We start from the raw sequence: 19,578 nt of genomic DNA, 5'->3' as shown, positions 1-19,578 counted from the left end.
GCATGGTGCCTTCGCCACCGTTCTGGCCAAAAATGGTCCAAATGCAACCCGTCGACGAACGACGATGCGCGCCGGGTTGCAGTTGCCGGCCGCCGCGGTGCGGCGACGTGTCGGAAACTTCACGTGTCACGCCCCCGCAATTTTGCTTTCTTGCAAAGGCAAAGCGTTTATTCCAGATCCACGAACCCGAGCGTCCCTCGTGAGGGACGTTCGCGGGAGATGCCGATGTCGAACTTCTTCGCCGCCCTCAAAGATATCTGGCGGCTCGCCTATCCCTATTTTCTCCGGCGCTCGCCCGGAGAGATCAGGCTATGGGTCATCGGTCCGGTCAAGATGCCCGAGAATGTGATCGGGTTATCCCTCCTCGCGGCGGTGGTGCTGCTCGAGATCGGCTTCTCCTACATGGCGAAGCAATTCAACTCCTGGTACGTCGGCTTCGGCAATTCCATTCAGGAGAAGAACTGGGGCGCGTTCCTCGACAGCTTCAAGATCTTCACGATCCTGGCCATTATCTACATCGTCATTGCGGTTTATAAGAGTTACATCAATCAGGTGCTGCAGATCCGCTGGCGCAAGTCGATGACGGATTTCTTCGTCGACCGCTGGCTGGCGCCCGCGCAGCATTATCGCTTGCGCCTTGTGACCGGCCCGGCCGACAACCCCGACCAGCGTATCGCTGAGGACGTGCATTCCTTCGTCGGTCAGACGATGGTTCTCGGGATCGGCTTTTTCGGCAATACCGTGCGGCTCGGGATTTTCCTGACCGTCTTATGGACATTGTCCGAGCAGTTCCCGATGACCAGCTTCGGCCTCTCGTTCAACATCCCCGGCTATCTGATCTGGCTCGCCGTCCTCTATGCGGCCGCCGGAACCCTGCTGACGCATCTGATCGGGCGGCCGCTGATCCGCTTGAAATATGATCAGGAGCGTTACGAGGCGAACTTCCGTTTCGGCATGGCCCGCATTCGCGAGAATAGCGAGCAAATCGCGCTTTTGGGCGGCGAACCGGCCGAGCGCGCCGAATTGGGCGAGCGCTACGGGTCGATCCTGGCCAATGTCTATGGTGTCATTCAACGCCAGAAGAAGCTCAACTGGTTCACCAGTTTCTTCGGCCAATTCTCGGTGATCTTCCCCTATCTGCTGCTCGGCCCGGCCTTTTTCTTCGGCAAGGCGACCTATGGGATTCTGATGCAGGCGGTCTCGACGTTCAGTAGCGTGCAAGATGGTTTGACGTGGTTCGTGGATTCCTATGCCACGTTGGCTGATTACCGAGCCGTCGTGCAGCGTCTTGTCGGTTTCGAAGAAGCGATGCAACTCGCAACTGAAGCGGCCACGCAGCCCCCCCATATCGCGCGCCAAGCCGGGGGCGCCGGCGTCCTTTCGGCCGACAATCTTGTCGTTATGCTGCCGACCCAGTCTCCGTTGACGGGCGCCGCCAACCTCACGCTCGGTCGCGGCGATCGCGTGTTGCTGACGGGCCGCTCCGGCTCGGGTAAGACGACGCTGCTGCGCGCCCTTTCGGGTATCTGGCCATTCGGCCAAGGGCGCATCGAAGTCCCAAGCGCGGCGTCGGTCTTCGTGCTCCCGCAGCGAACCTATCTGCCGCTCGGCACCCTGCGACAGGCGCTCGTCTATCCGAAAACGTTGCAGGCTTATCCCGATGCGGCCGTACGCGAGGCGTTGCAGGCCGTCGGCCTCGGTAAGCTCGCGACCGAACTCGACGACGCCGGCAACTGGTCGCAGCGCCTCTCCGGCGGCGAACAACAAAGGTTGGGCGTCGCTCGTGTGCTGTTGGAGAAACCCGACTTTTTGCTGCTCGACGAAGCCACCTCGGCCTTGGACGAGGCCGGCGAGTCCGAGATCTACAAGACCATCGTCGACCATCTCCCGAATGTCGGTCTGATCTCGGTCGGACATCGTTCGACCTTGGCGGCGTTCCACAACCGTCAGATGGAAATGAAGGTCGTGGGGGACGGGCTGTTCAGCCCCAGTCAGCCGGTCGCCGCGGCGGCGGAGTAGGAGGGGGGCGCGATGAACCTGCAGGCATCAAAGGCCATGATTCACCGTCTCTAACGCCGGTCTGAAGATTGGTCCTCATTTATACGATGTTGAATTGTGTAATCTTCGCGTATCGATGGTATAAAGCGTAGTCAGCCGCATTCCGCCGCACGAAAGCTGCCGCATCGACTGGATCAATCGCGAGTAAGGCGCGAATCGAATCTCCAAACAGGGGGGTCGATTGCAAGTCATTGACGTAGTGACTTGGGTCGAAACCAATCCCGAGTGTCGCCAAGTTTGATGCCATCGAGCGATGCTCGAGCACGCAGACCAGATCAAACCGATTGAGTGCATTAAGGGCGCAGCTCAAGTGCTCTGGTCGAACTTGTTCGCGCGAGCCGATATTGTTCAGCTTTTTCACATAATAATTGGCGGATCGATAAAGGCCATGATTATTCATGTAAGACGGAAAGGTCGATCGCTTCGAGACCCAGCCATTAAGCTTATCCATGCGGTAATTCGAAACGGCGCGCGCTAACGGATCGCGCAGAACAGTAAAGAGCCTTAGCCCCAAATCGTCTGGTAGATTGTCGATGTTCGGGAAGTCCCACTCCATCGCCATGAATGTGGTACCGGAGTCGATCTGCTGTTTGAAAATATCTTTTAGAGCAGACTTAGACTTATCACCGAAGTAAATCGGCCCCCCATGTGCATCGATCAAGTTGGCGTTTTGATGGGCCGCGGGCAGTTTGAGGCCGGATCGATGAGCCGCCGCCACGACCGCACTTCCTCCTGCTTTGTGCATATGCAAGAAAACCAGCATCATATCCTCGAATAGCCTTGCATCTTGACGCAAGGTCGCGACTGGAAGGCGGGCGCCAGCTTAAGCCGGCCGTAACGACAATTTCTCGTATAAGTTGTATATCACGACGATAACAACCATTGAAATATGTACGTCGCCGCGATATTGCCTCCCGGGACACATCGACGTGCCGATTCCTGATGCGCAGCTTGCGGTTTTGCGGGCCCGTCAAGCATCGCCCACGGACCGGTCGGGCAGGCCCCATCAGCGTGAAAATGGACTATGACTGAAATTGCAAGTGAGCCCGACAAGAAAAAATACGAGAGTGGCGTCAGTTATTTAAGAGGTCGACGTCACGTTCCGAGTGAGGCCAAGATCCCCTGGCTCACCAGCCGCTTTCGTGTTGGGCTGATGGCTCGATCACCCCGCCACGCGACAAGCGCCAGAGCGATCTCCACTTCTGCGACCGATCCGGTCGTCGGACGACAATTAACGCTCTCGCTTTCGGCAGGCGACAAGACATTTGCGGCCAGGGTCGCTGATGGTGATGCAGCCCGTGACGCAGGAAATCCAGCATCGGCCGAGTATTTTTACTGGAAAGCGTTGCAACTCTATCCGCTCCATTCGGGCTACATGGTACAATATGCTCATGCTCTCAAGGATCAAGAAAAGTACCTCGATGCGGAGTTGTTCTACCGACAATCGTTACCACTCGGCGAGAGCTTGGACGCTGTTCAAGAACATCTTGCTTATGTGGCTCATCAAACGGGACACCATATCGATTTCTCAGTGATCGATCGTGTCACGCACTTCTGGTTCAAGCATTCGCCGGCGGCGCTCGACACTCCGCTTCGAGTCGTGGACGTCCGATCGCTCGTCGAAGTCTTGCTGAATAGAACCAATGTCGATCATTGGCTTATCCTTGACGCTATGCGCCGCTTTGCAAGCCGTGGAGACTATGCTCGATCGCTGATCACGCAGCGGGATTTTACGATCAATAATAGAGATTTATTGAAGCTAATTGCCGAGACGGGATGGGGAAAGTCTTGATGCAAGTGTCCATAAGCGTTGTGATCAACACGCTAAACCGGTGTGAAACTCTAGAAGATACGCTCGCATCCTTTGCTGGTGTCGATTACGAGAATTTCGAAATCATCGTCGTGGCGGGGCCGTCGAGTGATCGAACCGGTGACGTCTTGAGGGGCTATGAAGGATCGATAAAGATTGTCGAGGTCAATCAAGCAAATCTCTCTGTTTCGCGAAACGCAGGCATCAATGCGGCATCCGGTGAAGTGGTGGCATTCATCGACGATGACGCCGTTCCACATCCGAACTGGCTGAAGAGTTTGGCAAGGCATTACGGCGACGAAAAAGTCGGAGCGGTGGGTGGATTTACGCTCGACAATACAGGAAGTAAATTTCAAGTCTGCAAAACCATTTGCGATCGGGTTGGCAATGCCTACAACGTCTCGCGTTATTTTGACGAACGAGCGCTCTGTTTGCCCTACTCGCCATATTATCCAAGTCTCTTGGGCACCAACGCGTCGTTTCGCCGGAGCGCGCTGCGCATCATAGGCGGATTTGATCCAACATTTGCTTACTATCTTGACGAGACCGACGTTTGCGTCCGCTTGGTCGATGCTGGTTTTCAGGTTGTCTACGAGCCAACTGCGTTAGTCTATCACCAATATGCGCCGAGTGATCTCCGTGACCGTCGACATATTCACAAGACGCTCTACCCATCCGTAAAAAGTAAATCGTACTTTGCCATGAAACATGGGAGCCGCATGTCTCTTCATGCTGTCGCAGAAGAAATGGAGCGTTATAAGCTGGAATTACTACGATCGAACCAGTGGCATCTTGATCACAACGAGATTTCGCCGGGCCATAAGGCATCTCTGGATCGAGACGTCGAGATGGGGATTGCCGATGGACGGGACGCGGCTGCCAATGGAAGCCTCAGCCGCCACGACGATGTAAGTTTAGCCGACCCGTCGACTCTATTTTTGCCCTATCGTCCGGTATCCGGTCTTTGCGTGGCCTTGGTGAGCCGGGGGTTTCCGCCACACAATGATACGGGCATTGCGCGCTGGACGTCTATTTTGGCGAGTGGTCTCGCGCGGCGGGGGCACCATGTGCATGTCATCACGGAAGCGCATGGAGAAGCGTCGACGGCTTTTCGCAATCAGATGTGGATCCATCGAATCCTGCCGAACCCAGCATTGGGTGAGCAACTGCAATCCGAATTCGACGTCCCATCCGATGTTGCAGCCTGGAGCGCGGCGGTCAGGCTCATCGTTGGTCAGTTAAAGTCATTCGGGCTCCAAATCGTGTCGGCGCCAATCTGGGATCTCGAGGGGCTCGGCGTCGAAAACGATCCGGATCTCATCAGCGTCACCAGCCTCCACACCACGTATAGTCTGGCTAAGCAATTTAAAGACGAGTGGCACGTTCGCCCCTTGTTTAGTCACCATCACGTTGAGAAGATCATTCGACAAGAAGAGCGTTTGTTCAGAAACGCGCCTCTCCTTCTTGCCAACTCGAGGGCCATCGTGACGGACCTGGCTCAAGTCTTCGCGGTCAATCCATCTCCGAACGTGACCTATTCGGTCCATGGTACTCTCGATCCTCTTGAGACGCGGACGCGCCCCGCCCGGAAGAAGAGCTTGCGAGTCGCTTTCGTTGGTCGGTTTGAGGCGCGGAAAGGCTACGAGGTCGCGGCGCGCGCCATTTGCGCGTTGTTGGCACAGGTTGAAGATGTCGAGTGTATTTTTGTCGGTGGCGTTGTCGACCGAGCCGTCGCAGCAAAACTTCGTCGCCTTGGATACGGGGCTCTGTTCACCGATCGACGCGTCATCTTCAAGGGGCTCCTCTCCCGGTCCGACCTGGACGACCTTTACGCATCGACCGACATCGTGTTGATGCCGAGCCGCTACGAATCCTTTGGCCTGGTGGCGATCGAGGCGATGGCGGCCGGCTCGGTCCCGATCTGCTTTGCTGTGGGCGGACTAAAAGAGGTGGTCGTGTGGAGTGGGCCCCTGACAATGGACAGGTTGGCGATCGTCGATTGACCGGAGGTCGGGCTTTCGAAAGATGAAAGTCCATGAGTCAACACCGAACCCACAGCGTCGAATTCAAGCGACAGGTTGTCCAGGAGTACCTGGCTGGCGAGACCCTGCATGGTCTCGCCAAGCGCCACGATCTGTCACGCAACCTGATCCGGATCTGGGTAGATAAGTTTCAGGCGGGGGCGCTCGATCAGGACCTGGGCGCGGCAGACCTTCTGCAGGCCTATGAGGCGCGCATCGCAGCGCTTGAGCGGCTGGTCGGAAAACAGGCTCTCGAGCTGGACTTTCTAAAGGGGGCTTCTCATGCATCTCTCCGGCCGAAAAGCGTGCCCGTGTCCTTAGCAGGCCCTGCGGCTTGTCTGTCGCAGAGGGGTGCCGGCTGATGGGTCTTGCTCGCTCCACGTTCTATGACGGGCCGGTGGCTGCCGTCGACGAAACCGCCCTTGTCGAAGCGATGTGGCGGATCTGCGAAGAGTTCGAGCGTTACGGATGGCGTCGTGTTCGAGCAGCTCTTGGGCAGCAGGGTCTCGTGGTCAATCACAAGAAGGTCCGCCGGCTCATGCGCGAGCATGACCTGCAACCGCGGATCCGACGGCGCACAACCATCACGACCGACAGTGATCACGATCATCCCATCTTCGCCAATCTGACACAGGACATGGCGCTGAACGGGCCAGACCAACTCTGGGTCGCCGACATCACCTACGTTCAAGTGGTCGGCTCATTCGTCTACGTTGCCATTGTCCTCGACGCCTGGTCGAGAAGGGTCGTGGGCTATGCCATGAGCCGATCGATCGATGCCCGGTTGACCCTGGCGGCTCTGAGGGCTGCCGTTGTGGATCGCAAACCGTCGTCCGGTTGCGTGCATCACTCGGATCGAGGATCGCAATATGCTGCCAAGGTCTACCGCGACGAACTCGCGGCCCGCGGCCTCAAAGGATCTATGGGAAGACGTGGCAATCCATACGACAATGCCAAGGCCGAAAGCTTCATGAAGACCCTCAAGGTCGAGGCGGTCTACCCGATGGCCTTCGAGACGTTCGAGGATGTGGCCGAACACCTTCCCCGCTTCATCGAAGAGACCTACAACGCTACGAGGCTGCATTCTGCCCTCGGCTATCTCAGCCCAAAACAGTTCGAGGATTACTTCACCCGGCAGACGGTCAAGTCGGCGGCTTAAAACCGTCCACCGGAAGGGGCCCACTCCAGTGGACGGTCAAAATGGTGTGCTGGTGGCCCCCGGCGACGATGCTGCCTATTGCGATAAGGTGATTGACCTTGCTCGGGACGGCAAACGCCTCAGCCGACTGAGCAGGGGAGCTCGGGCGTCCTTCGAGGAGAAATATACAGTCGAGATCATGGCGCAGATGATCGAAGCCGACCTTCGGACCGCTTACGACCAGGGAGTCAAACGACTTGTCGCTGTCTCCTGACCTTGTCATCAGCGCCTTTTCGCTCTTTTTGGGTGAGAAGGTCGCGAAAGATGATGCGATGGACATCGCTCATCGTCTCGGCTCGAAAGCCGAACTCATTGCTTACTTGAGCCTCACGCGCGAGTGCTTCCAGTCAAGCCCGGCGTTGATATCGGAACTCCGACAGGTTGCCGATGATCAGGCGACGCAATTTACGCGAAAGCCGGATGGGCGTCATCGCCCGCCGCCCGATACCCTCGCGCTCAAGGGAGAGCTGAAATCGATCCTCGACGAGGCTTCGGGCGGCAGGGATCTTTTCCAGCGAGCTGGCGAAGAAGTGCGGCGTTTGGCCATAAAGGGTGAACCCGGCTATCCTTTCGCTATGACAGTCCGGACCCGTTAGGCGTTGCGTAAGGGGCGCGGTTGCATCGGGTTTTTCACCGCCTATAAGGTCGAAAGACCCGCGCCACTGTCAGGTTCAGGATGGAATCCGCATGCCCACCCAAGACAAAGCCATTAAACGCGTCGTGCTCGCCTATTCGGGCGGTCTCGACACGTCGATCATCCTGAAATGGTTGCAGACCACCTATGGCTGCGAGGTCATCACCTTCACGGCCGATCTCGGCCAGGGTGAGGAGCTTGGCCCGGCGCGCGACAAGGCGTTGCTGCTGGGCATCAAGCCGGAGCACATCTTCATTGAGGATCTCCGCGAGGAATTCGTGCGCGATTATGTCTTCCCGATGTTCCGCGCCAACGCGCAATACGAGGGACTTTATCTCCTCGGAACGTCCATCGCCCGGCCGCTGATCGCAAAGAAGCAGATCGAAATCGCCCGCAAGCTTGGCGCCGATGCCGTTTCGCACGGATCGACCGGGAAGGGTAACGATCAGGTGCGTTACGAGCTCGCCTATTACGCACTCGAGCCGGACATCAAGGTCATCGCCCCCTGGCGCGAATGGGATCTGACCTCGCGCAGCGCGTTGCTCGAGTTTGCGGAGAAGAACCAGATTCCGATCGCCAAGGACAAGCGCGGCGATGCCCCGTTCTCGGTCGATGCCAACCTCCTGCATGCGTCGTCCGAGGGGAAGGTGCTGGAGGATCCCGCCGAGGAAGTGCCGGATTACGTGTACAGCCGCACCATCTCGCCAGAGGATGCCCCCGATAAGCCGACCTACATCACGATCGACTTCGAGAAGGGTGACCCCATCGCGGTCGATGGCGAGGCGCTGTCGCCAGCGACGTTGCTGGCGAAGCTCAACGATCTTGCCCGCATCAACGGCATCGGTCGGCTCGATCTCGTCGAGAATCGATTCGTGGGGATGAAATCGCGCGGCATGTACGAGACGCCAGGCGGCACCATTCTGGCGGTCGCGCATCGCGGCATCGAATCGATCACGCTCGATCGTGGCGCGGCTCATCTCAAAGACGAGTTGATGCCGAAATATGCCGAGCTGATCTACAACGGCTTCTGGTTCTCGCCCGAGCGCGAGATGCTGCAGGCCTTGATCGACAAGAGCCAAACCCACGTGTCGGGCCAGGTCCGCATCAAGCTCTACAAGGGCAATACGATTCTGGTCGGTCGCTCGTCGCCCAACTCGCTCTACGATCAGGATCTTGTGACCTTCGAGGAGGGCGCGGTGGCCTATGACCATCGCGACGCGGCCGGGTTCATCAAGTTGAATGCGCTGCGGCTTCGCACGCTGGCCAAGCGCGACCGCAAGCTGCGCGGTTGAACTATCTAAAATTCCGATGATAGTTCGCGAAATTTTGGTGATTTTGACGATGGTCCGATTGCGCTATCGAGAGTCGTCTTCACGAGGGCTCGCCCCTCGGTTGTGCATTGGAGAAGTCCTGTGATGTTTCGTACCGTATCCGCCCTGAGCCTCGTGGCTCTGCTCAGCGTCCCGGCTTTGGCGCAGACCAAAGTTGAGCCCGCCAAGGTCGAGGCCGGCAAATACAATGTCGATCCGAACCACACGCAGGTTCTGTTCGGCGTCAACCACATGGGTTTCACCACCTATTATGGCTCGTTCACCGACACGGCCGGCACCCTCGATCTCGACCCGGCGAAGCCCGACGCCAGCAAGCTGGACGTGACGATCAAGACCGCGAGCGTCTCGGTCCCGAGCCCCAAGCTGCTGGACGAGTTGAAGGGTGACCAGTGGCTGGACGCCACCAAGTTCCCGGACACGACCTTTAAATCCACGAAGGTGACGAAGACCGGCGCCAGCACCGCCAACGTGACCGGCGACCTGACGCTGCATGGCGTGACGAAGCCGGTGACGCTCGCCGTGACCTACGTCAACGCTGGCACGAACCCGCTAAGCAAGAGCTACACGGCCGGCTTCGAAGCGAAGGGCAAGATCAAGCGCAGCGACTTCGGTGTGAAGACCTACGTGCCGCTCATCGGCGACGACGTCGATCTGATCATCAGCGGCTCGTTCGAACACGCCAAGTAAACCGACACGCGACATGAAGGGGATCGGCAAAGACGATCCCCTTTTTTCTTCACAGCAACGGGCGAGCCAGCCATGAGTGCATCCGTCGAGCGCGGCCAACGGTATACGAGCGTGGCAATCGCGCTGCACTGGCTCATCGGTTTGGCGATCCTCGCCATGGTGGTGATGGGCCTCCTGATGGTTCATGGCTCGTTGGCACCCGCTAACAAGTTTCGGCTCTATCAACTCCATAAGTCGGTCGGTCTCACCATTTTGATCTTGGCTGTGCTCCGCCTCGTCTGGCGGTTCAGCCATCGGCCTCCAACCTTGCCGGCTGAGATGCCGGCCTGGGAGCGGGGAGCCGCTGAAGGCACCCATGTGGTGCTCTATGCCTTCATGATCGGATTGCCACTGGTCGGCTGGGCGCTCGTTTCCGCATCGCCGTTCAACCTTCCAACCGTCCTCTACGGGGTGCTGCCCTGGCCGCATCTAAGCTTTCTGTCGAGCCTTCCGGCCGCCAGCAAGAAGTCCGTCGGTTCTGTACTGGAAATGGTCCACGCCTACGGGGCTTACGTTCTGATCGCTTTCGTGGCCCTTCACGCAGGTGCGGCCTTGCGGCACTACTTCATCGAGCAGGATACGATTTTGCAGCGCATGATCCCGGGGCTGCCCCGGTTCGGTGCGCGATCGACCACGAGGCCATGACATGATGCTCCGCATGCTTTCGACTGCCGTCGCAATCGCGTTGTTGTCCGGAACCGCTGCCTCGGCCGCGACCTGGACGGTCGATCCGGCCAAAAGCAAGATCACGTTTTCGGGGACCCAGACGGGCGAGCCCTTCTCTGGGACCTTCAAGACCTTCAAGGCGACGATCGACTTCGATCCCGCCAAGCCGGAGGCGGCTCACGCTCTGGTCACGATCGACATGGCCAGCGCCAAAACGGGCGATCAGCAGCGGGACGAAGCGCTGCCCGGCGCCGACTGGTTCGATGTGACGACATTTCCGCAAGCCACGTTCGAGGCCACAGGCTTCAAGCCCAAGGGCGGCGACGCCTATGAGGCGGACGGCACCCTGACGATCCGTCGGATCAGCAAGCCGGTGGTGCTGCCCTTCACCTTGTCGATCAGCGGCAACACGGCTCACGCGGTCGGTAAGGCCCAGGTGATCCGCACTGCCTTTGGTGTGGGGCAGGGCGCTTGGACGACGGCCGATTACGTCGCCTTCGAGGTGAATGTCGATGTCGACCTCTCGGCGACCAGCCAGCCCTGATCCGAGCTCTCGACGGCGGCGGGCGAGAGTTCCCCTCGCATTGACTTATCGCACGGTAACGCGCATAGCAGCGCCGGGTCAGAAGACGTGCTTGGCGCACGAAGCCGCGTGAACGGAGTTCCATAACTCCGCGCTTGATGACCGAAGCACCCTGACGACGGCCCGGCTCACGCAAGGGCAAGTGCACGGATCGCAGCCTTTGTTTGGCTGCGTGTCCGATCGGCGTCATCGCTGCGTCCTGAACTCCACGAAAGAACCCCATATCTTGACGACTTTTACCGACCTCGGCCTTCCGGCGCCGATCTTGAAGGCGCTTGCGGCCGAAGGCTACGAGAACCCGACCCCTATCCAAGAACAATCCATCCCGCATTTGCTGGCCGGCTCCGACCTTCTCGGTGTCGCTCAAACCGGCACCGGTAAAACCGCGGCCTTCGCGCTGCCGATGCTGACGCATCTCAACAAGATCAACCGCCAGGCCGGCCCGCGTGCTTGCCGCGCCCTCGTGCTGGCCCCGACCCGCGAGCTCGCCAGCCAGATCCAAGCGAGCTTCGCGACCTATGGCAAGTTCCTCCGCATCACCTCGACCGTGGTGTTCGGTGGCGTGCCGATCGGCAAGCAGATCCGCGCCGTCGCCAATGGCATCGATGTCGTCGTCGCGACGCCCGGCCGCCTGCTCGACCTCATGGACCAGCGCGCTTTGACGCTCGGCGAGGTCGAACTCTTCGTCTTGGACGAAGCCGATCGCATGCTCGACATGGGCTTCGTGCGCGACATCAAGCGCATTCTGACTAAGCTGCCGGCTCGTCGCCAGACCCTGTTCTTCTCGGCCACCATGCCGAAGGAGATCGCCGATCTCGCCTCCTCGATGCTGACCAAGCCGGTTCAGGTCGCGGTGACGCCGGTTGCCTCTACGGTCGATCGCATCGCCCAGCACATCATCTTCTGCCCGACGCGGCAGAAGCAGGCCGTGTTGCACAAGCTGCTCGAAGATTCGAAGATCGAGCGCGCGGTCGTCTTCTCCCGCACCAAGCATGGAGCCGACCGGATCGCCAAGCATCTCGCGGCAGCCGGTATTCCGGCCGATGCGATCCACGGTAATAAATCGCAAGGCCAGCGCGAGCGGGCCATGGCGGCGTTTCGGTCCGGCAAGTCGCGCCTGCTGATCGCGACCGACATCGCGGCACGCGGTATCGATGTCGACGGCGTGACGCATGTGATCAACTTCGACCTGCCGAACATTGCCGAAAGCTACGTCCACCGCATCGGCCGTACAGCGCGTGCCGGTGCCGATGGCGAGGCCATCTCGATGGTGGCGGATGACGAGCGCAGCTACCTGCGTGATATCGAGCGTCTCATCCGTCGCCGCATCGACATTATGCCGCTGCCCGAGGGTCTGACCGTGCTTCCCGCACTTGTCGAAGCCGAGCGTCAGGAATCACCGCGCGGCCAGCGGCCGCCGCGCCGCTCGGGCGCCCCGGCTGGCGCCCATGCCAACCATGGTGGCGGACGTCGCCCCGACGATCGTCGGGCCGTCGAAGGTGCCGGAGCGGCCGCCCCGCGTCCGTCGCGCGCTCCTGGCAACGGGCCGGCGCGTGATGGTGCCCAACGGACGCGCTTTCAGGGTCGCTGATCGCGGTCTCGATGTCCGGTCCGTGTCGATCACGGCCCGGGCCACGGAGCAGGTAACGGACCGGCATAAAAAATGGCGGTGAGGCCTTGCCTCCCGCCGTCGGCCCGCCATACCATCGGCCATGGTCGAGACTGTGGTCACCATCAGAGGCGCTCGAACCGGCGATGCCTTCGACATCGCCGAGGTTCATGATGCGGCTTGGCGGGACGCCTACCGGGGTATTATCCCTGGGCGGGAACTCGAAAAAATGATCGCGCGCCGGGGGCCCAAATGGTGGCACACGGCGATCGTTCGAGGCACCCGGCTCACTGTTCTCGACTTTGACGAATCGATTGCCGGTTATGCGAGCTACGGCCGCAACCGTGTGCCGTCGATGCCCTATGGCGGCGAATTATTCGAGCTTTACTTGGCGCCGGAATTTCAAGGGCTCGGCTTTGGCCGTCGTCTGTTCGACGCCGCGCGGCGGGACCTTGCCAATCATGGCTATACGTCGACGCTCGTCTGGGCGCTGGCCGACAACGAACGCGCATTGTCGTTCTATCGGCATCTCGGCGGTCAGGTCATTCGCGAGGCCGAGGAGCGGTTTGGAAGCGAAGTTCGTGGCCGCGTCGCATTTGGCTTCAAGTGAAGCGGCACGCTTTGGAACGCTCAAGCCAAATGGCGGCTCGCCGGACGAGGTGGTCTATTAACTGAGGCCGTCTACGGTTATGGTCCCCTCGGGCAGTGCCCGTCTGTTAGGCGTATTCGGAGCGTGACGATGAAACTCGAAGCCGTATCGATCGGCAAGAATCCACCCGATGAAGTGAATGTCATCATCGAGGTGCCGATTGGCGGCGAGCCCATCAAATACGAGATGGACAAGGAAGCCGGCGCTCTCGTGGTCGATCGCTTTCTCTACACGGCCATGCGGTATCCGGGGAATTATGGGTTCATTCCGCATACGCTGTCTGATGATGGCGATCCATGCGACGTGATCGTGGCCAATACGCGGGCGATCATTCCAGGCGCCGTGATGGCGTGCCGCGTCGTCGGGGCGCTCATCATGGAGGACGAGGGCGGCGGCGACGAGAAGATCATCGCGGTTCCGGCCAACAAGCTGACGCGACGCTATGAGAAAGTGCTGAACTATACCGATTTGCCAGCGATCACGCTTGAGCAGATCGAGCATTTCTTTCAGCACTACAAGGATCTCGAACCTAATAAATGGGTCAAGATCGTCCGGTGGTGCGATGCCGCCGAGGCGCGTGAGTTGATCCTTCAGGGAATCGAGCGCGCCAAGGCCGCGAAAGCCGCCAAGGGCTGACGCGGGGACTTGATCTCCATCGCGATTTTAGAGGCCGGCGAAAGCCGGCCTTTTTTATTGTGTCAGCATCTCGCGAACCTTGGTGGCGAGATCGTTGATCGCGAATGGCTTGGTGATCATCTGCATCGATGCGTCGGGCGCGCCATGCCCGAAAGCGGCGTTCTCGGCATAACCCGTGATGAACAACACCTTCAGACCCGGCCGGCTTGCGCGTGCCATTTCGGCCAATTGACGCCCATTCAGGCCGGGAAGGCCGACGTCCGTTACGACGAGATCGACCCGTGCCCGACCCTGCAGGATCGAGAGACCGCCCATGCCGTCCGGAGCCTCAAGGGTCTGGTACCCGAGTTCGCGCAGCACATCGAGCACGAGCGCGCGCACCACGGCATCGTCCTCGACCACGAGAACCGTTTCGCCATCCGCCGTCGCCGGAAGAGAGGTGGGTGACGCGAGATCGTTCGGTTGGCTCGCTCCGGCGAAGCGAGGCACCATCAGCGTGAAGGTCGTGCCGAGGCCAAGCGCCGACTCGACCCTGACGTGACCTTCGGATTGGCGCGCGAACCCATAGATCATCGAGAGGCCGAGCCCCGTTCCCTGGCCGATCGGCTTGGTGGTGAAGAACGGCTCGAAGATGCGAGCCATGACGTCCGGCTCCATGCCCATGCCGGTATCGCTGACCTGCAACGTCACATATTGCCCGGGCCGTCGGTCGGGATCGATCAGGGCTTCAGCCTCGTCGATCTCGATATTGTTGGTCTCGATCGTCAACATACCGCCATCAGGCATCGCATCGCGTGCATTGATGACGAGGTTCAGAAGCGCATTTTCGAGCTGATGCGGATCGCATAACGTGGTCCAGAGATCCGGCGACAGGCGCAGGCTGATATCAATCGCTTCGCCGAGCGTGCGTTGGAAGAGATCCTCCATCGAGGCCACAAGTGCGTTGGCGTCGACGGGCTTGGCGTCCAGCGGTTGGCGGCGCGCAAAGGCGAGCAGGCGATGCGTGAGCGCGGCTGCGCGTTGAGCCGACGTTCCCGCTGCCGTCATGTAGCGATCGAGTTCCCCGATCCTGCCCTGGGCAATGCGTTTTCGCATCAGGTCCAGGCTGCCCGTGATGCCGGTCAGCAGATTGTTGAAGTCATGCGCGATGCCGCCGGTGAGTTGCCCAACCGCCTCCATCTTCTGAGATTGGCGGAGCGCGTCCTCGGCACGCTGTCGGTCGGCCATTTCGGCCACCAATCGTGCATTGGCGAGGCTGAGTTCCTGCGTGCGGGATGCGACCTGCCGCTCGAGATCCTCGCCGAATCGTACTTGCGCCTCGCGCGCCCGAATCTGGTCGTCGACGTCGGTATTGGTCCCGAACCAGCGGAGGATCGTGCCATTCTCCTCGCGGATCGGCATCGCGCGCGAGAGGAACCAGCGGTACGAGCCATCGCGCCCGCGCAGCAGAAAGGTGTCCTCCCAGGGTGTGCCGTCGCGAAAACAGGCGTGGAGCCGATCTGCCACATCGTCGACCATGTCGGGATGATGGGCGATGCGCCATCCTTGGCCGCGCACCTCGTCGAGCGTCGTGCCTGTATAGTCAAACCAGCGCTCGTTATACCAAAAGATGTTGCCGTCCGGTGCGGCCATCCAGGCCAGCTGCGGAATGGTTTCGGCCATTGAGCGAAACCGCTGCTCGTCTTCCCGTAAAGCCGCTTCCAGGCGCTTGCGGTCGGTGATGTCGCCGATCGTCCCGATGATGCGGCTGCAGCGCCCGTCAGTGAAGAAGGCCTGAGCCGACACTTCGATCCAGCGATCGTCGCTGCCGTCGGGTCGCTGGATCTCGAACTCATGCGCTTGATCGGCAAGCCGTCCATCCGCCAACGCGTTTTGAACGATCATGCGGAGATTGGTGCGTCCGGCCGGCGTCAAATGGCTCATCAAGCGTTCGATGCTCATCGTGACATCGGCGCCGAGGCCGAAAATCGCGCGACACCGATCATCCCAGGTGATGACGTCGATCGCGGGCTCGTAATCCCACAAGCCGAGGCCAGCCGCGCGGACCGCGAGTTTCGCGTTGGTTTCGGCGGTACGGAGCGAGGTCTCGATCCGCTTGCGCTCCGTGATATCGACGACAGCGCCTGGAAAACGGCTCGGACGACCGTCCGGCCCGTTGTAACAATGGCCGCGCGCCGCGAGCCAGCGAATGGACCCGTCCGATAGTTGAACGCGATGCTCGATCGCGTAATCGCTGCCTTCGGCGAGCGCCTTGCGGACCGCTATGCCGATCCAGACGCGATCGTCGGGAAAGATGCCGGGGGCGTAATCGGCCATGGGAAGGCCGGCGGCCGCTGCGGCGGGATCAACCGAAAATAGGCGGGCGAAGCGAGGATCGGCATAGCAGAGATCATTGGCCACATCCCAATCCCAGATGCCAATCGTCTCCGAAGCGTGAAGCGCCAGCTGCAGCCGCTCTTCGCTTTGACGCATGTTTCGCAAGGCCCGCGCTTCGTCGACCTGGGCAAACCCCGTCGAGAGATGGCCGACCAGGATTTGTGCCACCAAAACGTCGCGCGGCCCGAAAGCCTGGGGCGTCGTCGCCGTCGCCTCAAAGACACCGATGAACACGCCATGTCTCGAGATCGGCACCGCGATGATCGAGCGGATGCCGTACCGATGACAGAGATCATGGTCGACGCGATCGTCGCATTCCGTATCGTCGCTGATGAGCGGCCGCCCGAGCGCAAGGCTTGCTCCCGAAAGGCTTCGATCGAGCGGAAGCCGCAGACCGACCGCGCCGAAAGCCGGATCGGCGACAGCGCGATAGACGCAATGCTCGTCCTCGACCATTTGGACGGCGGCTCCCATCGCCTGCGGCATGACCTTTAAGGCACCATGGGCGACAGCCGCCACGATCGCGTCGAGGTCGCCTGCACCCGCTTCTATCGCGCGGAGAACCTCGGCGAGCGCTTCGTGTCTCCGCAACTCGGCTCGGTTCGCCTCGTCGGCATGGTGGCGCGCCGAGCGATCCTGCGCCGCCATCACGGCCCCGACCACGAGACCGTCGACCAGGATCGGCGTATTCGAGCAACTCAGATAGGCTGGGGTGCCGTCACGCCTCGCGAACGTCGCCTCGATGTCGCGAACGACCTTGCCGGTCTGCAGGACATCGCGGAGCGCCTTTGTGTCAGCCTCATCCGCGGCAGGCGACAAGCACAGCGTGTCGTAGAACGACCGGCCGTGGAGATCGGCTGCCGACCAGCCGAGCAGCCGTTCCGCAGCCGGATTGACGAAGACGATATGATGGGATGCGTCGACCTGAATGATCGCCGTATCGATCGTGTCGGTGATGGTACGGAGAACATTGCCATGCGCCGAAATCTGCATTTCGGAGGATTTCAGCCCGGTTTCGTCCTTCAGGATCTTGAGGTAACCGGTGATCTCGCCGCTGATGGTTTTCAGCGGCATCATCCGACCATCGGCCCAAAATCGAGATCCGTCGGAGCGCAGGTGCCATCGCAGGTCCATCGCATGGCCCGCCTCGATGGCGGTGCTCATCTCGCGTTCGGGGACGCCGGCCTCGCGATCCTCCGGCGTAAAGATGATCCGAATGTCCTGGCCGACGATCTCCTCCTGAGACCAGCCGAGAACCCGCCGTGCCCCGACGTTCCATTCGACGATCCGCCCCTCGAGGCTTGCGGCGATGATGGCATAGTCGGTCGCGCTTTCGAGGATGGCCCGGTAAAGCAGCGTCTGGTCGAATGTCGTCGCGGTCTCGCCGGACGGAGTCACGCCTGAGCTGTCGGCCGCCGCGAGGGCGACGCGAATGGTTCTGATGTCCTGAAGAAGCTCCCGCTCGCGGCGCAGAAGATCCTCGATATCGCTCGGCTGCAACGGTTTCTCCGCTCCTGAACCCCATTCACGATTGCAGTGGGATAGGACGACCCCTGGTACAGCAACGCGGCACCAAGGATAACCATCAATCCAACGGAGCCGCCTTCGTTGCGGGAGTTCCTGCGAAAAGCTGAGACATGCCTGCTTTCGCCAAAGAGGACGCCGCTTGGCAGAAGGCGACGATCATGACGACGAACGCTTGCGTTCGTCGCCGGCCTGCTGGTTCCAGATGCCAGGACAGACGACAGCCAACATCCTGCCACGATGCCCTGCGATAGGCCTCGACGATGACGCTGGTTTCAAACCTGCTCATCCGCCAATCGTCAATGCAAATTGGGGATCGGTTGGAATTCGGTGATCCCCTGCGGTACGGAAAGCACATCTTTCCGACACCGCGCCAGTGAGGAGCGTTCCGTGAGATTGCTAGTCGGCTCTGCTTTTTTGGGACTTGTGTTGATGAGCGCCCATGCTTTCGCGCAACCCGCATCGCTCGATCCCGTCGGGACGTGGCTGACCGAAGATGGTCGCGCCAAGATCAGGCTGGAGAAGTGCGGCGCGGATAATTCCGGGCTTTGCGGCTACGTGGCGTGGATGAAGGACCCGCTGAATGACAAAGGCCAACCTCGGACCGATATCAAGAACCCCGATCCAGCAAAACGGAGCCGCCCGAGTCTCGGCTTGCAGATCATTCAGGACCTTAAGCCCGAGGACAAGACGCATTTCGCGGGTGAGATCTACAATGCCGACGATGGCAAAAAATATGAAGTGACGTTGGCGATCGATAAACCCGCCGAACTCGAAGTGAGAGGGTGCTTGCTGCACTTTCTGTGCGGTTCGCAAACCTGGGCGCGCGTTTCCGATTTTGCGATGAACACCAAGATGGTCGCGACCAAAGTCGCCAAACCGGCCACCGGCACGGCCCCGCATCCGCATGACGCCCAATAAAGCGCTGAGGTCGACCGACATCAGACCGCTCCTGCAGCGGCCTGATGTGAGGGGTGAAAGGTTCGGCTTGCGGTGTCGCCATCGGTGATGCGACACACGAGGGCATGAAGACAACTCGCAAATTTTACCGCCCGCGCCCCCTGCTTCGCCGATGGCTCGGCCCGTTTGCATGGCGCCCGCGCCTGACGAGTGGAATCGTGGCCGGTTTGGCGACGTTTCTGGCGCTCACGCTCCTCGCGCCGGGGCTTCAAGCGAGTTCTGCCGCCGTGGTGTCCTGGGACGTTACCTGCGTCTGGTTCGTCGTCCTCATCATGTTGAACTGGCGCAAGCAACAGGGCGAGGACATTCAGGCCTATGTGGCCGAACAAGACGAAGGAAAGGGCCTGATTCTCGGGGTCGTGTTGATCGCAGCAGCTGCAAGCTTGGCGGCCGTCGGCATCGAATTATCGTTGGCCAAAAATGCGGCCGGTTTAGAAAAGGGCCTTCGCATCGGGGCCGCGATCGCCACGGTGGCGCTGTCCTGGTTCACGGTCCAGGTCGTCTTCGCGCTTCATTACGCGCATGAATATTACGCCCCGGACGAAAGCACACCGCAAGAAGACGACGTGATTGGCGGCCTGAAGTTTCCTGGCGATCAGGAGCCAGATTATTGGGATTTCCTGCATTTTGCCGTCGTGATCGGCGTGGCCTGCCAGACCGCCGACATCGAATTTACGTCGAAGCCGCTGCGGCGCCTCGGTACCGTGCACGGCTTGATCGCCTTTACGTTCAACACCGTTGTGCTGGCTCTGACCATCAATCTAACGGCGAGCCTTTTTTAAAACGGCAGTCGTCGT

The 19,578-nt window shown here is 60.1% G+C and carries 18 protein-coding genes; 15 read left to right on the top strand and 3 right to left on the bottom strand.

Annotation, left to right across the window (positions count from 1 at the left end):
* The first annotated feature begins 225 nt into the window (after positions 1-225).
* Positions 226-2,019, top strand: a complete 1,794-nt coding sequence (locus tag EY713_RS01895; protein ID WP_165490995.1) for an ABC transporter ATP-binding protein/permease — start codon at positions 226-228, stop codon at positions 2,017-2,019.
* Between the two features lie 79 nt (positions 2,020-2,098).
* Here the strand turns inward: EY713_RS01895 and EY713_RS01890 are convergent, their stop codons facing one another.
* On the bottom strand, positions 2,099-2,824 hold the full coding sequence (locus EY713_RS01890; RefSeq protein ID WP_131113312.1) for a hypothetical protein: 726 nt from the start codon (positions 2,822-2,824) through the stop codon (positions 2,099-2,101).
* Between the two features lie 258 nt (positions 2,825-3,082).
* Between EY713_RS01890 and EY713_RS01885 the strand changes: the two genes are divergently transcribed.
* Genes EY713_RS01885 through EY713_RS01870 form a run of 4 tightly spaced genes read left to right on the top strand, consistent with a single transcriptional unit; the run spans position 3,083 to position 7,048 of the window.
* Positions 3,083-3,850 (top strand): tetratricopeptide repeat protein, encoded by a 768-nt coding sequence (locus tag EY713_RS01885; RefSeq protein ID WP_131113311.1) that lies wholly within the window; start codon positions 3,083-3,085, stop codon positions 3,848-3,850.
* Positions 3,850-5,871 carry a glycosyltransferase gene (locus tag EY713_RS01880; RefSeq protein ID WP_165490994.1) on the top strand — a complete coding sequence of 674 codons (2,022 nt, stop codon included), beginning with the start codon at positions 3,850-3,852 and terminating at the stop codon, positions 5,869-5,871. The genes EY713_RS01885 and EY713_RS01880 overlap by 1 nt, the downstream gene beginning before the upstream one ends.
* A gap of 32 nt (positions 5,872-5,903) precedes the next feature.
* Positions 5,904-6,251: a transposase gene (locus EY713_RS01875; RefSeq protein WP_131113309.1), complete on the top strand. Its 348-nt coding sequence runs from the start codon at positions 5,904-5,906 to the stop codon at positions 6,249-6,251.
* Positions 6,224-7,048 carry an IS3 family transposase gene (locus EY713_RS01870; RefSeq protein WP_245572688.1) on the top strand — a complete coding sequence of 275 codons (825 nt, stop codon included), beginning with the start codon at positions 6,224-6,226 and terminating at the stop codon, positions 7,046-7,048. The genes EY713_RS01875 and EY713_RS01870 overlap by 28 nt, the downstream gene beginning before the upstream one ends.
* Here the strand turns inward: EY713_RS01870 and EY713_RS01865 are convergent.
* Positions 7,032-7,367 carry a hypothetical protein gene (locus EY713_RS01865; protein WP_131113307.1) on the bottom strand — a complete coding sequence of 112 codons (336 nt, stop codon included), beginning with the start codon at positions 7,365-7,367 and terminating at the stop codon, positions 7,032-7,034. The genes EY713_RS01870 and EY713_RS01865 overlap by 17 nt on opposite strands.
* Between EY713_RS01865 and EY713_RS01860 the strand changes: the two genes are divergently transcribed.
* From EY713_RS01860 to ppa, 8 genes are all read left to right on the top strand, one after another.
* A complete protein-coding gene (locus EY713_RS01860; protein WP_131113306.1) occupies positions 7,360-7,683 on the top strand; it encodes a hypothetical protein in 324 nt (107 codons plus the stop codon). The genes EY713_RS01865 and EY713_RS01860 overlap by 8 nt on opposite strands.
* Positions 7,684-7,774: 91 nt before the next feature.
* Positions 7,775-9,013: an argininosuccinate synthase gene (locus EY713_RS01855; protein WP_131113305.1), complete on the top strand. Its 1,239-nt coding sequence runs from the start codon at positions 7,775-7,777 to the stop codon at positions 9,011-9,013.
* A gap of 123 nt (positions 9,014-9,136) precedes the next feature.
* On the top strand, positions 9,137-9,739 hold the full coding sequence (locus tag EY713_RS01850) for a YceI family protein (protein WP_131119143.1): 603 nt from the start codon (positions 9,137-9,139) through the stop codon (positions 9,737-9,739).
* Between the two features lie 72 nt (positions 9,740-9,811).
* Complete coding sequence (locus tag EY713_RS01845) at positions 9,812-10,423, top strand: cytochrome b (protein ID WP_131113304.1); 612 nt, start codon at positions 9,812-9,814, stop codon at positions 10,421-10,423.
* 13 nt (positions 10,424-10,436) lie between these two features.
* Positions 10,437-10,988: a YceI family protein gene (locus tag EY713_RS01840; RefSeq protein WP_245572854.1), complete on the top strand. Its 552-nt coding sequence runs from the start codon at positions 10,437-10,439 to the stop codon at positions 10,986-10,988.
* 265 nt (positions 10,989-11,253) lie between these two features.
* Entirely contained in the window at positions 11,254-12,618 is a 1,365-nt protein-coding gene (locus tag EY713_RS01835) for a DEAD/DEAH box helicase (RefSeq protein ID WP_131113302.1), read from the top strand.
* Positions 12,619-12,739: 121 nt separating this feature from the next.
* Positions 12,740-13,246, top strand: coding sequence for a GNAT family N-acetyltransferase (locus EY713_RS01830; RefSeq protein ID WP_131113301.1), 507 nt, complete (start codon positions 12,740-12,742; stop codon positions 13,244-13,246).
* Between the two features lie 129 nt (positions 13,247-13,375).
* On the top strand, positions 13,376-13,921 hold the full coding sequence (gene ppa / locus EY713_RS01825) for an inorganic diphosphatase (RefSeq protein ID WP_131113300.1): 546 nt from the start codon (positions 13,376-13,378) through the stop codon (positions 13,919-13,921).
* A gap of 54 nt (positions 13,922-13,975) precedes the next feature.
* Here the strand turns inward: ppa and EY713_RS01820 are convergent, their stop codons facing one another.
* Positions 13,976-17,797, bottom strand: a complete 3,822-nt coding sequence (locus tag EY713_RS01820) for a PAS domain S-box protein (protein ID WP_131113299.1) — start codon at positions 17,795-17,797, stop codon at positions 13,976-13,978.
* A gap of 456 nt (positions 17,798-18,253) precedes the next feature.
* Between EY713_RS01820 and EY713_RS01815 the strand changes: the two genes are divergently transcribed.
* Both EY713_RS01815 and EY713_RS01810 read left to right on the top strand, forming a co-directional pair.
* Complete coding sequence (locus tag EY713_RS01815; RefSeq protein WP_131113298.1) at positions 18,254-18,742, top strand: DUF2147 domain-containing protein; 489 nt, start codon at positions 18,254-18,256, stop codon at positions 18,740-18,742.
* 197 nt (positions 18,743-18,939) lie between these two features.
* Positions 18,940-19,563: a DUF1345 domain-containing protein gene (locus EY713_RS01810; protein WP_165490993.1), complete on the top strand. Its 624-nt coding sequence runs from the start codon at positions 18,940-18,942 to the stop codon at positions 19,561-19,563.
* Positions 19,564-19,578: the final 15 nt, after the last annotated feature.

Origin of the sequence: Lichenihabitans psoromatis, from assembly GCF_004323635.1 — a bacterium.
Lineage (GTDB): Bacteria > Pseudomonadota > Alphaproteobacteria > Rhizobiales > Beijerinckiaceae > Lichenihabitans > Lichenihabitans psoromatis.
Note: the sequence above shows the minus strand (reverse complement) of the source record. Positions and strands in the feature narration are given on the sequence as shown.

Excerpts from the sequence above, each read along its gene's own strand:
- EY713_RS01895 (WP_165490995.1), top strand. The coding sequence starts at position 226 with ATGTCGAACTTCTTCGCCGCCCTCAAAGATATCTGGCGGCTCGCCTAT.
- EY713_RS01890 (WP_131113312.1), bottom strand. The coding sequence starts at position 2,824 with ATGATGCTGGTTTTCTTGCATATGCACAAAGCAGGAGGAAGTGCGGTC.
- EY713_RS01885 (WP_131113311.1), top strand. The coding sequence starts at position 3,083 with ATGACTGAAATTGCAAGTGAGCCCGACAAGAAAAAATACGAGAGTGGC.
- EY713_RS01880 (WP_165490994.1), top strand. The coding sequence starts at position 3,850 with ATGCAAGTGTCCATAAGCGTTGTGATCAACACGCTAAACCGGTGTGAA.
- EY713_RS01875 (WP_131113309.1), top strand. The coding sequence starts at position 5,904 with ATGAGTCAACACCGAACCCACAGCGTCGAATTCAAGCGACAGGTTGTC.
- EY713_RS01860 (WP_131113306.1), top strand. The coding sequence starts at position 7,360 with ATGGACATCGCTCATCGTCTCGGCTCGAAAGCCGAACTCATTGCTTAC.
- EY713_RS01865 (WP_131113307.1), bottom strand. The coding sequence starts at position 7,367 with ATGTCCATCGCATCATCTTTCGCGACCTTCTCACCCAAAAAGAGCGAA.
- EY713_RS01855 (WP_131113305.1), top strand. The coding sequence starts at position 7,775 with ATGCCCACCCAAGACAAAGCCATTAAACGCGTCGTGCTCGCCTATTCG.
- EY713_RS01850 (WP_131119143.1), top strand. The coding sequence starts at position 9,137 with ATGTTTCGTACCGTATCCGCCCTGAGCCTCGTGGCTCTGCTCAGCGTC.
- EY713_RS01845 (WP_131113304.1), top strand. The coding sequence starts at position 9,812 with ATGAGTGCATCCGTCGAGCGCGGCCAACGGTATACGAGCGTGGCAATC.
- EY713_RS01840 (WP_245572854.1), top strand. The coding sequence starts at position 10,437 with ATGCTTTCGACTGCCGTCGCAATCGCGTTGTTGTCCGGAACCGCTGCC.
- EY713_RS01830 (WP_131113301.1), top strand. The coding sequence starts at position 12,740 with ATGGTCGAGACTGTGGTCACCATCAGAGGCGCTCGAACCGGCGATGCC.
- ppa (WP_131113300.1), top strand. The coding sequence starts at position 13,376 with ATGAAACTCGAAGCCGTATCGATCGGCAAGAATCCACCCGATGAAGTG.
- EY713_RS01815 (WP_131113298.1), top strand. The coding sequence starts at position 18,254 with ATGAGCGCCCATGCTTTCGCGCAACCCGCATCGCTCGATCCCGTCGGG.